General features: G+C 65.7%; 12 protein-coding genes and 1 riboswitch. Of the genes, 6 read left to right on the plus strand and 6 right to left on the minus strand.

Annotated elements, in window-relative coordinates:
- Positions 1–105 precede the first annotated feature (105 nt).
- From ABIE58_RS00275 to ABIE58_RS00295, 5 genes are all read right to left on the minus strand, one after another.
- Entirely contained in the window at positions 106–1,155 is a 1,050-nt protein-coding gene (locus tag ABIE58_RS00275) for a zinc-dependent alcohol dehydrogenase family protein (protein ID WP_354542667.1), read from the minus strand.
- Positions 1,156–1,179: 24 nt separating this feature from the next.
- On the minus strand, positions 1,180–2,208 hold the full coding sequence (choV, locus tag ABIE58_RS00280; protein ID WP_354542668.1) for a choline ABC transporter ATP-binding protein: 1,029 nt from the start codon (positions 2,206–2,208) through the stop codon (positions 1,180–1,182).
- Positions 2,205–3,041, minus strand: a complete 837-nt coding sequence (gene choW / locus ABIE58_RS00285; RefSeq protein ID WP_354542669.1) for a choline ABC transporter permease subunit — start codon at positions 3,039–3,041, stop codon at positions 2,205–2,207. The genes choV and choW overlap by 4 nt, the downstream gene beginning before the upstream one ends.
- An 81-nt stretch (positions 3,042–3,122) precedes the next feature.
- The gene (locus ABIE58_RS00290) at positions 3,123–4,049 is read right to left on the minus strand and encodes a choline ABC transporter substrate-binding protein (protein WP_354542670.1); all 927 of its coding nucleotides are present in this window, start codon (positions 4,047–4,049) and stop codon (positions 3,123–3,125) included.
- A gap of 5 nt (positions 4,050–4,054) precedes the next feature.
- Positions 4,055–4,240, minus strand: a complete 186-nt coding sequence (locus ABIE58_RS00295; RefSeq protein WP_354542671.1) for a hypothetical protein — start codon at positions 4,238–4,240, stop codon at positions 4,055–4,057.
- A gap of 204 nt (positions 4,241–4,444) precedes the next feature.
- Here ABIE58_RS00295 and betI point away from each other — a divergent pair, with 204 nt between their 5' ends.
- The 4 genes from betI (at position 4,445) to ABIE58_RS00315 (ending at position 8,070) form a co-directional block, all read left to right on the plus strand.
- The gene (gene betI, locus ABIE58_RS00300; RefSeq protein ID WP_354542672.1) at positions 4,445–5,029 is read left to right on the plus strand and encodes a transcriptional regulator BetI; all 585 of its coding nucleotides are present in this window, start codon (positions 4,445–4,447) and stop codon (positions 5,027–5,029) included.
- 197 nt (positions 5,030–5,226) lie between these two features.
- The gene (gene betA, locus ABIE58_RS00305) at positions 5,227–6,882 is read left to right on the plus strand and encodes a choline dehydrogenase (protein WP_354542673.1); all 1,656 of its coding nucleotides are present in this window, start codon (positions 5,227–5,229) and stop codon (positions 6,880–6,882) included.
- 55 nt (positions 6,883–6,937) lie between these two features.
- Entirely contained in the window at positions 6,938–7,606 is a 669-nt protein-coding gene (locus ABIE58_RS00310) for a thermonuclease family protein (RefSeq protein ID WP_354542674.1), read from the plus strand.
- A gap of 227 nt (positions 7,607–7,833) precedes the next feature.
- The gene (locus tag ABIE58_RS00315; protein ID WP_354542675.1) at positions 7,834–8,070 is read left to right on the plus strand and encodes an HP1242/YdcH family protein; all 237 of its coding nucleotides are present in this window, start codon (positions 7,834–7,836) and stop codon (positions 8,068–8,070) included.
- Positions 8,071–8,179: 109 nt separating this feature from the next.
- Here the strand turns inward: ABIE58_RS00315 and ABIE58_RS00320 are convergent, their stop codons facing one another.
- Positions 8,180–9,079, minus strand: a complete 900-nt coding sequence (locus tag ABIE58_RS00320) for an alpha/beta hydrolase (protein WP_354542676.1) — start codon at positions 9,077–9,079, stop codon at positions 8,180–8,182.
- Between the two features lie 115 nt (positions 9,080–9,194).
- Positions 9,195–9,272, plus strand: a riboswitch (SAM riboswitch).
- Between the two features lie 56 nt (positions 9,273–9,328).
- Between ABIE58_RS00320 and metZ the strand changes: the two genes are divergently transcribed.
- Together metZ and folE2 are read left to right on the plus strand one after the other, a co-directional pair.
- Positions 9,329–10,495 carry an O-succinylhomoserine sulfhydrylase gene (gene metZ / locus ABIE58_RS00325; RefSeq protein ID WP_354542677.1) on the plus strand — a complete coding sequence of 389 codons (1,167 nt, stop codon included), beginning with the start codon at positions 9,329–9,331 and terminating at the stop codon, positions 10,493–10,495.
- Positions 10,496–10,593: 98 nt separating this feature from the next.
- Positions 10,594–11,694: a GTP cyclohydrolase FolE2 gene (gene folE2 / locus ABIE58_RS00330; RefSeq protein ID WP_354542678.1), complete on the plus strand. Its 1,101-nt coding sequence runs from the start codon at positions 10,594–10,596 to the stop codon at positions 11,692–11,694.
- Positions 11,695–11,771 lie beyond the last annotated feature (77 nt).

An 11,771-nucleotide genomic window follows, 5' to 3' on the forward strand; every position in this document is an offset into this window, starting at 1 on the left:
GATTGGGCAGGGCAACCGGGGGCTGCCCCTGCCGTGGTCTGTCAGGATAGCAGAGCATGATTTCGCGGCATGGCCTTGCCGGAAACGGGGCAGGTCTGTGGCGGCTCAGGCGGTCATGTCATCCACGACCGTCACCCCCGCGCCGCCATAGCTGTCCATGTCGGCAAGTGCTGCTTGCAGGCCCGACAGGCCGATCCGCCGGGTGACAAGGCGCGCAGGATCAAGCCGCCCGGCGGCGATCATGCCAAAGAGCGCGGCAAAGCGATGCGCGCCCATCCCGCGCGTGCCGTGGAGCGTGATCTGGCGGGCATAGACCAGATCGAGCAGCGGCAGATCGGGCGTGGCGTGGGGACCGAGCGGCATCCCGATCTGCACGTGGCGGCCCATCTTGCGCAGGCTTTTCAAGGAGTTGTGAAAGGTCGCCGTGATCCCCAGCGCGTCGAGCGAGACATGCGCGCCGCCCCCCGTCAGATCGCGCACCGCCGCCCCCACATCATCGGTGCCGCCCGCATCGAGCGTGGCGGTCGCGCCAAGATCACGCGCGATGGCCAGCGCCTCGGGGGCGATGTCGATGGCAAGCACCCGCGCGCCCAAGGCCGCGCCGATCATGATCGCCGACAGGCCCACCCCGCCGCAGCCATGCACCGCCAGCCATTCGCCGGGCTGCACCTGCGCGCGGTCCACCACCGCGCGGAACGCCGTGGTGACGCGGCAGCCCATGCCGGCGGCCTCGGCATGGCCCATCGTATCGGGCAGGCGCACGAGGTTGAAATCGGCGCGCGGGATGGCGATGCGCTCGGCGAACGCGCCCCATTGGCTGAAGCCGATGACCTGTTGATGGTCGCAGATGGTGGGCTCTCCGCCCCGGCAATCGGGGCAGGTGCCACAACCGAGGATAAAGGGCGCTGTCACGCGGTCACCGGGGTGAAAGCCGTGGCATTCGGGGCCGGTCTCGATCACCTCGCCCGCGAATTCATGGCCCATCACATGCGGCAGCACCACATCCGCGTCGGCCCCTTTCCACGCGTGGTGATCCGAGCGGCAGACGCCGCAGGCGCGCACCGCAATGAGCGCGCCGTCGCGCGGGCAGGCCGGATCGGGCAGATCGGTGATCTCGACCGGGGCGGCGAAACGGGTAAGCAGGGCGGCGCGCATGGGAAACCCTCACGGTTGGGCGCGTCAGGCGCGCGGGTCAAGCAGCTTGGCAAGGATGCGGTTGCGGGTGATCTGGCCGAGAAGTTTGCCGTTCTCGGTGACGCCCACGGGGGTATCGTGGCCTTGGGCTGCCTCCATCACCGCCTGGATGGTGGCGTCGGGGGGCACGGTGGTGGCTGGGCTGCCTTGCGGCGCTTCCATCACGTCGCGGGCACACAGCACGCCGAGCGGGTTCATATGCGCCACGAAATCGGCCACATAGCCGGTGGCGGGGTTGGTGAAAATCTCCTGCGGGGTGCCGCATTGCACGATGCGCCCGCCCTCCATGATGGCGATGCGATCACCGAGCTTGAACGCCTCGTCAAGATCGTGGCTGACAAAGATGATCGTGCGCCCGAGCTTTTGTTGCAGGTCGATGAGTTCATCCTGCAAATGCGTGCGGATGAGCGGATCAAGCGCCGAGAACGGCTCGTCCATCAGAAGGATCGGCGCGTCGGTGGCGAAGGCGCGGGCAAGGCCCACGCGCTGCTGCATCCCGCCGGAGAGTTCGCCCACGCGGCGGTCGGCCCAGTCCGAGAGGCTCACAAGCGCAAGCTGATCCAAGACGCGCCGCGCGCGCTCGTCCCTGGAAACGCCCGCAAGCTCCAGCCCGAGCCCGACATTCTCGGCCACGCTGCGCCACGGCAAAAGGCCGAATTGCTGAAACACCATCGCGATATGGCGCTGGCGCAAGCGGCGCAGGGTGGCGGCATCGGCGTGGGTGACATCGACCATCGCCGCGCCGTCATGCACCTCGACCGTGCCGCGCGCCACCGGGTTGAGGCCGTTTACGGCCCGTAAAAGCGTGGATTTGCCCGATCCCGAAAGCCCCATCAGCACGAGGATTTCGCCGGGTGCCACGCTCAACTCACAGTCATGCACGCCCAGAACCTGCCCGGTTTCCTGCTGGATCTCGGCGCGGCTTTGCCCCGCATCCATCAGCGGCAGGGCGGTCTCGGGCGCGTCGCCAAAGACGATGGAGACGCGGTTGAAATGCACGGCGGTCGCGGTCATTTGCGGCCCTCCATGCGCAGCATCCGGTCGAGCACGATGGCCACCACGACGATCATCAGGCCCGACTCAAAACCCAGCGAGATATTGACCGTGTTGATCGCGCGCAGCACCGGCACGCCAAGCCCGTCCGCGCCCACCAGCGCCCCGATCACCACCATCGACAGCGACAGCATGATCGTCTGGTTCAGCCCCGCCATGATCTGCGGCAGGGCGTAGGGCAGCTCCACCTTCCACAGCGTCTGGCGGTTGGTGGCGCCAAACGCCTGCGCCGCCTCCAGGAGCGGTTGTGGCGTGTTGGAAATGCCCAGATGCGTGAGGCGGACCGGGGCGGGCACCACGAAGATCACCGTGGCAATGAGGCCCGGCACCATGCCGATGCCGAAAAACACGATGGCCGGGATCAGGTAGACGAAGGGCGGCAGCGTCTGCATCAGGTCGAGCACGGGCCGCATCCCGTCATAAAGGCGCGGCCGGTGGGCGGCGGCGATGCCGATGGGCACGCCGATCGCCATGCAGAAGATGCACGACGACAGCACCAGCGTGAGGCTCTCGGTGGTTTCCTCCCAATAGCCCTGATTGAGGATGAAGAGAAACCCGAGGAGGACAAACAGGCAGGTCTTCCAGTTGCGCTGAAGCGCCCATGTCAGGCCCACGAACACGGCGATGATGACGAGCGGGTGCGGCGTTTGCAGCACCCACAGAAAGGCGTCGATCAGCGTTTCCATCAGGATGGCGAGGGCGTCAAAGAACCCGGCGGCATTGTCTTGCAGCCAGAGAAAGAAGCCCTCGGCCCATTTGCCCACGGGGATCTTGTGATCGTTCAGCCAAGTCATGGGGGTGCCTCGGTCACTCTATTTTCGAAAGAACTTGGAATGCGCCGCCCGATGCCGGACCGGGCAACGCGGGGGAGAGCGTCACAGCCCCAACGCGCCCTTGACCGCCGCCATCGCGTTGCCGCCATCAGCGGTGGTCACACCGTCGAGCCAGCCGCCGAGAACGCCGGGATTGGCCTTGAGCCAGGCGGTGGCTGCGTCCTCGGGCTTTTGCCCCTCGTCGAGGATCGCGCCCATGATCTCGTTTTCCATTTCCAGCGTGAATTGCAGGTTGGTGAGCAGCTTGCCGACGTTCGGGCACTCCTCGACATAGCTCGCGCGGGTATTGGTATAGACCGTGGCGCCGCCCAGATCGGGGCCGAACCAGTCATCGCCGCCGGTGAGATAGGTCATGTCGTGATTGGCGTTCATCGGGTGCGGCTCCCAGCCCAGAAACACGATCGGCTCCTCGCGGCGGTCGGCGCGGGAGACCTGCGCCAGCATCCCCTGTTCGGAGCTTTCCTTGACCTCGAACCCCTTGAGACCAAAGGCATCGGCCTCGATCATGTCGAGGATCAGCCGGTTGCCGTCATTGCCCGGCTCGATGCCGTAGATGGTTTCATCCAGTACCTCGGCATGGTCGGCGATGGCTGAAAACGAGGTAATCCCAAGCGCCGCCCCGGCGGCATTGGTGGCCAGCGTGTATTTCGCGCCTTCGAGGTTGGCGCGCACCGTGTCCACGGTGCCCGCCTCGCGATAGGGGGCGATGTCGCCCTCCATCGTCGGCATCCAGTTGCCCAGAAACACGTCGATGTCACCGGCGGCAAGCGAGGTATAGGTAACCGGCACCGACAGAACCTTGGTTTCGGTCTCGTATCCCAACGCGTCGAGCACCACGGTGGTGGCGGCAGTGGTGGCGGTGATGTCGGTCCAGCCCACATCGGAGAAGGTCACGCTTTGGCAATTGGCCAGCGCGGGGCCGGTGGCGAGCGTGAGCGCGAGTGTGGCAAGGGTGAGTTTGGGTGTCATGGCGTCTATCTCCCGTTTGCGGATATTTTGATGGTGAAAGGTCCGGCGAGGGGATCGCCGGGCCTGCACATGTCGATGCGCGCGTTCTGTTCGACGATGCCCCTCTCGACGCTGTCGAACATGGCCCTATCGGCCGCAGAACCGGCCATGAAGCCGCGATGGTTCATCCCGCCGCTGAAAACCCATGTCATTGCGGGTGCCTCCCGTGGTTTCACCCGGCCTGCCTCGCCTCGCGCGGGCGGTCGGGTATCATGCGGTAAGGCTAATATGACGTTGACGTGAAAGACAACGCCATTCTCGGCAGGTGCGCCGGGTGTTTCCCCCGTTCCGGTTTGTTGATTGACGAGTCAATCAAACGCCCCTATCCCGGCCTGGCAAGCAGGTGAGGAGCGGGGATGCCCAAGCTGGGAATGGAGCCCATCCGGCGCGGCGCGCTGGTCGAGGCGGCGATCCTTGAGATCGGCGCGCATGGCACGCTCGATGTGACGGTGGCGCAGATCGCGCGGCGCGCGGGGATGTCAAGCGCGCTGGCGCATCACTATTTCGGCTCCAAGGAGGCGATGTTCGCCGCCGCCATGCGCCACGTCATGTCGCTCTACGGGGCCGAGGTGCGCGGCGCGCTCAGCATGGCGCGCGGGCCGCGCGCGCGGGTCGAGGCGATCATCCGCGCCAGTTTCACGCCCGCGCAGTTCCGCCCCGAGATGGTCGCGGCATGGCTCAATTTCTACGCGCAGGCGCAGCGCTCGGATGCGGCACGCCGCCTGCTGCATGTCTATCAGCGGCGGCTCAGGTCCAACCTGCACCATGCCTTTCGCCAGATCGCCCCCGATCACGCCCGCACGCTGACCCGTGGCTGTGCCGCGATGATCGACGGGCTTTACCTGCGCCAGGCGCTGGGCGAGGGCGGCATCGCGCCCGAGACCGCGATTGCCGTGCTCCTGCATTATCTCGACACCAGCCTGCCCAGCGAGGACAGATGAGCCGCCGCCCCGACATCCTGATTTTCATGGTCGGTGTGCCGCCTGCGCCCAGGGATCGGCGGACCCCTCGATATCGTTGCCGCGGGGGGCATGTGCATTCGAACGGATATCAACGTGATGAATGATCGGAGGCTCAGGATGATGTCATCTTGCCGTAAATATCCAATTCACGACATCGGCCACGGGCGGGGCCGCTGATGGAAGCCGATTACGTCATCGTGGGCGCGGGCAGCGCGGGCTCTGCGCTGGCCTATCGGCTGGCCGAGGCCGGCAAATCGGTGCTGGTGATCGAGCATGGCGGTTCTGACGCGGGCCCCTTCATCCAGATGCCCGGCGCGCTCAGCTACCCGATGAGCATGCGCCGCTACGACTGGGGCTTTCGCACCGAGCCCGAGCCGCATCTGGGCGGGCGCCGTCTGGCCTGTCCGCGCGGCAAGGTGATCGGCGGGTCAAGCTCGATCAACGGCATGGTCTATGTGCGCGGCCATGCGCGCGATTACGACCACTGGCGCGATCAGGGCTGCGACGGCTGGGGCTATGCGGATGTGCTCCCTTATTTCAAGCGGATGGAGTGCTGGCAAGATGGCGGCCATGGCGGCGATCCCGACTGGCGCGGGCAGGGCGGCCCGCTGCACGTCACGCGCGGCGCGATGGCCAATCCGCTCACGCGCGCCTTTATCGCGGCGGGGGTGCAGGCGGGCTATCACCGCACGGATGATTACAATGGCGAAAAGCAGGAGGGTTTCAGCCCGTTCGAGATGACGGTCTTCAAGGGCCAGCGTTGGTCGGCGGCCAATGCCTATCTTAAACCGGCGCTCAGGCGCGGGAATTGCGCGCTGCTGCGCGGGCTCGTGCAACGGGTGGTCATCGAGGAGGGCCGCGCCGTAGGCGTCGAGGTGCTCCGAAAGGGGCAACGAGAGGTTGTGCGCGCCCGCGCCGAGGTGATCCTTGCCGCGTCGTCGATCAACTCTCCGAAGCTCTTGATGCTGTCCGGGATTGGCCCTGCCGCGCATCTGGCCGGGCACGGCATCGACGTTCTGGCCGACCGGCCCGGCGTGGGGCAGAATCTTCAGGATCATCTGGAGTTGTATATTCAGATGGCGGCAAGCCAGCCGGTGAGTCTCTATAAATACTGGAACCTCCGGGGCAAGGCTTGGGTCGGCCTGCAATGGCTCTTGGGCAAGCGGGGGCCGGGGGCCAGCAACCAGTTTGAAAGCTGCGGTTTCATCCGCTCGAACGCGGGCGTCGAGTATCCCGATATCCAGTTCCATTTCCTGCCCATTGCCGTGCGCTACGATGGCAAGGCCGCCGCCGAGGGGCATGGGTTTCAGGCTCATGTCGGCCCGATGCGCAGCGCGTCGCGCGGCGCGGTTACCCTGCGCAGCCGTGACCCCGCCGACGATCCGGTGATCCGCTTCAACTACATGAGCGAGGACAGCGATTGGGTCGATTTCCGGCGCTGCATCCGCCTGACGCGCGAGATTTTCGCGCAGGACGCGTTCGCGCCCTATACCAGCCACGAAATCCAGCCCGGCGCAGCGGTGCAGAGCGATGACGCGCTCGATGATTTCATCCGCGACCACGCCGAGAGCGCCTATCACCCCTGCGGCACCTGCAAGATGGGGCGTGCTGATGACCCGTTAGCGGTGGTCGATCCATCGGGCCGCGTGATCGGGGTGGAGGGCCTGCGCGTGGCCGATTCGAGCATTTTCCCGCGCATCACCAACGGCAATCTCAACGCGCCCTCGATCATGGCGGGCGAGAAGATCGCCGACCATGTGCTGGGCCGGTCCCTGCCGCCCGAGAATGCCGCGCCGTGGCTGCATCCCGATTGGGAGCGGTCTCAGCGTTAACCATTTGTTCACCTTTCGTCTTGAAATCCGTCATATTTCCCCGCCATAAGGGGGGATGTTATGGATTTCTTTACTCATCGTTCCTATCCTGTTCCCTGTCATGGTCATGGCGCAGGGATTTGGCGGGCCTGTGCGCGTGATCGACGGTGACACGTTCGATGTGGGCACGGTGCGCGTGCGCCTGCATGGCGTTGATGCGCCCGAACTGGGGCAGGGCTGCACCGGTGCGGATGGTGCGACATGGGATTGCGGCACCTGGGCCGCCGATCAGGTGCGCGCACGCATAGGCGCGCGTATCGCGCGCTGCGAGACGGTCGAGATGGACAGGTATGGCCGCACCGTGGCCACCTGCACGGTGGCGCGGCAGGATGTGGGGCGGATGCTGGTGACTGAGGGGCTGGCGCTGGCCTATCGCAAATATTCGATGGCCTATGACCTCGACGAAAAGCGCGCCGTGATCGCGGGGCGGGGGCTGCACGCGCATCGCTTCGAGCGGCCCGCCGACCATCGCCGCGCGGTGCGAGATGAGCGCGCGGCGCAGAATGCGGCACCTGATCGGGAGTGCGCGATCAAGGGCAATATCAGCCGCTCGGGCACGCGCATCTATCACCTGCCCGGACAGGCAGATTACGCGCGCACCGCGATCCGAACCGGTCAGGGCGAACGCTGGTTCTGCTCGGAAGGGGCAGCACGCGCGGCGGGATGGCGGCGCGCCCGACGCTGACGCGCATGGCAGGGCATCAAGGCAGGGCATCAAGACTGCGAGGGGCACGCCGATCTGGCATCTTCTTGGCGCAAATACCCATGTCCTGCCCCGGAGCCACGCGCGCGCGCCCCGTGCCCTCACCCTGACGGGATGACGACGCGGAGCGCTTTTCTTGATCCGCGTCAAGGTGCCGGGGGCTGCGCCCGCCTAGGGTGACACGACCGATAATGACAAGGAGGCACGAGATGTCGCATACCCCCCATGAGCTTCACGAAGAATTCCCTGATTTCGCGTCTAAAATCAGCGACTTGAAACAAAGTGACGCGCATTTTTCCAAGCTGGCCGACGCCTATCACGAGGTGAATCGGCAAGTCCATCGCGCCGAAACGCTGGTAGAGCCGATGGACGAGCAGGCCGAGCACGGCCTGCGCAAGGAGCGTGCGCGGCTCAAGGACGAGATTTATCGCCTGCTCAGCGCCTGATCGGATGATGGCCGGACCGGTTCACGCCTCCATCGCGGTGGCGGGATCGGTCTTTGGCGCGCCTTGACCTGTGCTTGGCGTGCAGGCTGACACCCGGCCCGCCCCGCGATCACGATGACAGCTTGCGCCCGGTCGGCAAGGACAGCCGCAGCTCGGGCGCAAGCCGCGACCAGCGCGGGGCGGCCTCATCGGGCAGGGCTGCGCGCAACTGTGCGAGGTTCAGCCGCTCGGGCTCACGCAAGAGGCGGGCGTAGAAATCGAGCGCCCCGGCGCGGGTATAGGGCGACCAGTGGCAGATGCGCGCGGCGGGCGCGGCGATGGCAAAACCTGCGCGGCGCAGCACGTCGAGCGTGGCGGTATCGTCGAGTTGCAGCGTCAGCACGTTCGCCCCCGAGGCCAGCGCCAGCCCGAGGCTGCGATCACCGCGCGCGGGCGCGGGAATCAGCCATTCCAGCAGCATGTCGAACAGGTCGTTCTCGCGGGTGGTGACGTTGATGATCTCGGCGCTGCGGCCTGCGGGCGTGGCAAGGGCCGCGCGCGCGTGGTGGCCGAACTCGGCCCCCGCCAGCAGGATGATCCGGTCAAGCGCGCCGGGGGCAAGATGCGCCAGCGCCGAGAGCACCACCCGCGCCCCGAAGGAATGCGCGATGGCGTGCACGGGGCGGTGCGGGGCCTGCGCCCGGACCTCGGCGATCAGCGCAGCGAGTGCTGCCCCCGCGCGCGCGGCCTCGGCATAGGCGCGCCAGAGCGATCCGCGCGCGTTCCAGCCAAAGCCGATGGCCAGCCCCTCGCGCGCGTCCTGCCCGTCAAAGCCAAGGCCGCGCGGCCAGCTCACCACCTTGAAACACTCCCGCTCGGGCGAAAGCGCGAAGATATGGCGATGCGGGCATTCGGTGGCATGGCCGGGGGCGTATTTGAAGCCGTGGACCATGAGCACCACCGGGCCCGCCTCATCAAGGCAGAGCGACGCGGGCAGCCCCTCACCGGCAGTGACGTGAATGATCGGCATGGCGCGGTGACCCCACTACATCTTGTGGTGGTGATGTAATCCGGGGATATTTCGAAGCGGTGACGTTTTGGTTAAGCCTGCGTGACAGTGTTGACGCGCGCGGGCGGGCGGATTATGCGGAGCGCGTGGCGATTTGTTACCGGATTGCGGGCCACGTTAAACATCCCGCTAAAGAGGTCAGGAGAAAGCCCCCTTTCGCTTGACCGCGAACGGGGCTTTTTTGTTGGGCGATGCGCCCGGAGGACGGATATGAAAACACGCACGAAACTGGTGCATGGCGGCACGCGGCGCAGCCAGTATGGCGAGGTGAGCGAGGCGCTTTTCCTCACGCAGGGCTTTGTCTACGAGAGTGCCGAGGCCGCGCAGGCGCGGTTCATCGAAGCGGGGCCGGACGAATTCATCTATGCCCGTTACGGCAATCCCACCGTGGCCATGTTCGAGGAGCGCATCGCCGCCCTTGAAGGGGCCGAGGACGCCTTTGCCACCGCGAGCGGCATGGCGGCGGTGTCGGGCGCGCTGACCTCGATGCTGCGGGCGGGCGATCACGTGGTCGCGGCGCGCGCGCTGTTTGGCTCGTGTCTTTACGTGCTCGAAGAGGTGCTGACGCGGTTCGGGGTCGAGGTGACATTCGTCGATGGCACCGAGCTTGACCAGTGGCGCGCGGCGATCCAGCCCGGAACCAAGGCCGTCTTTTTCGAGACGGTGGCCAACCCGACGCTGGAGGTGGTGGATATCGCTGCCGTGGCCGATCTCGCCCATTCCGTGGGGGCCATTGTGGTGGTCGATAACGTCTTTGCCACGCCAGTCTATTCCGAGGCCATCGCGCAGGGGGCCGATGTGGTGATCTATTCGGCGACCAAGCATATCGACGGGCAGGGGCGGTGCCTTGGCGGGGTGGTGCTGGGCACGCGCGAATTTATCCGCAAAACGCTTGAGCCTTATATGAAACATACCGGCGGGGCGCTGTCGCCGTTCAACGCCTGGGTGATGCTCAAGGGGCTGGAGACGATTGACCTGCGCGTGCGCGCGCAATCGCAAGCCGCGCAGACCATCGCCGAGACGCTGGCGGGGGATGCGCGGGTGCGGGTGATCTATCCGGGGCTGGCAGGCCATCCGCAACACGCGCTGGCGATGCAGCAGATGGGGCAGGGCGGCACGGTGATCGCGCTCGACATCAAGGGCGGGCAGGAGGCGGCGTTCCGCTTTCTTAACGCGCTGGAGATCGTGCTCATCTCCAACAACCTGGGCGATGCCAAATCCATCATCACCCATCCCGCCACCACCACCCATCAGCGCCTGACCGAAGAGCGGCGCGGCGCGCTCGGGATCACGCCGGGGCTGGTGCGGCTCAGCGTCGGGCTGGAGGATGCCGAGGACCTGATCGCCGATCTGCGCGGCGCGCTCGATGCGGTGTGATCCGTCCTGCCGCTTTTCGCGTATAAAGCTACGCGATTGGAAATCCGGCGGGAAACCATATATGGTCACCCTCGGGACAGTGGACAGGGAACGCTCGTATGAATATCCACCCCTCTGATATGTCGCCGCCCCCGGACCGGGACGAGGCAAAGGCCGCGCTCGACCGGTTGCGCGAATGGGCCGTGTCGGCCACGCCCGAGGAAGTGGCCGATCTCGATCCGGCCATTGCCCGGCTTCTGCCCGATGAAGCGGTGGCGAACTATCCGGTGCTGGCGCGCGTATACCCTGAGGATTTTTCCGCCGACGAGGGCTATCGCGCCACGCTCCCCGATCTTCAGAACGGGCCTTCGTCGCTCATCCGGGGCACGCGGCAGCATCTGCAACATGTGGGCATTTCCAATTTCCGCCTGCCGATCCGCTATCATACCCGCGAGAATGGCGACCTCATGCTTGAAACCTCGGTCACCGGCACGGTGAGCCTTGAGGCGGGCAAGAAGGGCATCAACATGTCGCGCATCATGCGCAGCTTTTACAAGCATGCCGAAAAGACCTTCAGCCTCGAGGTGATGGCGGCGGCGCTCGATGATTACCTGACCGATCTCGACAGCGTCGATGCGCGGCTTCAGATGCGGTTTTCCTACCCGATGAAGGTGGAGGCGCTGCGCTCGGGGCTGATGGGGTATCAGTATTACGATATCGCGCTGGAACTGGTGGATACGGGCGGGGTGCGGCGCAAGCTGATGCATCTCGATTACGTCTATTCCTCGACCTGCCCCTGTTCGCTGGAACTGAGCGAGCACGCGCGCCGCGCGCGCGGACAGTTGGCGACGCCGCATTCGCAACGCTCGGTCGCGCGCATCTCGGTCGAGGTGATGGAGGGCGATTGCCTGTGGTTCGAGGATCTGATCGAACTCGCGCGCCGCGCCGTGCCCACGGAAACGCAAGTGATGGTGAAACGCGAGGACGAGCAGGCCTTCGCCGAGTTGAACGCCGCCAATCCGATTTTTGTCGAGGATGCCGCGCGGCTTTTCTGCGAGCAATTGCTGGCAGAGCCGCGGATCGGCGATTTCCGGGTCGTGGCAAGCCATCAGGAAAGCCTGCACAGCCATGACGCGGTGAGCGTGCTGACCGAGGGTGAGACCTTTGACGCGCTGAGCCTCGATCCGCGCCTGTTTCACACGCTGGTGCATGGCGGCTGAGCGGATTGCGCGGTTTCGCGGCAAGTGAGGGCAAAATCGGCGTGGTTTTGCCGCATCTGCACAATGTGATTTGACCT

The organism is Roseovarius sp. MBR-78 (genome assembly GCF_040547535.1).
GTDB lineage: Bacteria > Pseudomonadota > Alphaproteobacteria > Rhodobacterales > Rhodobacteraceae > Roseovarius.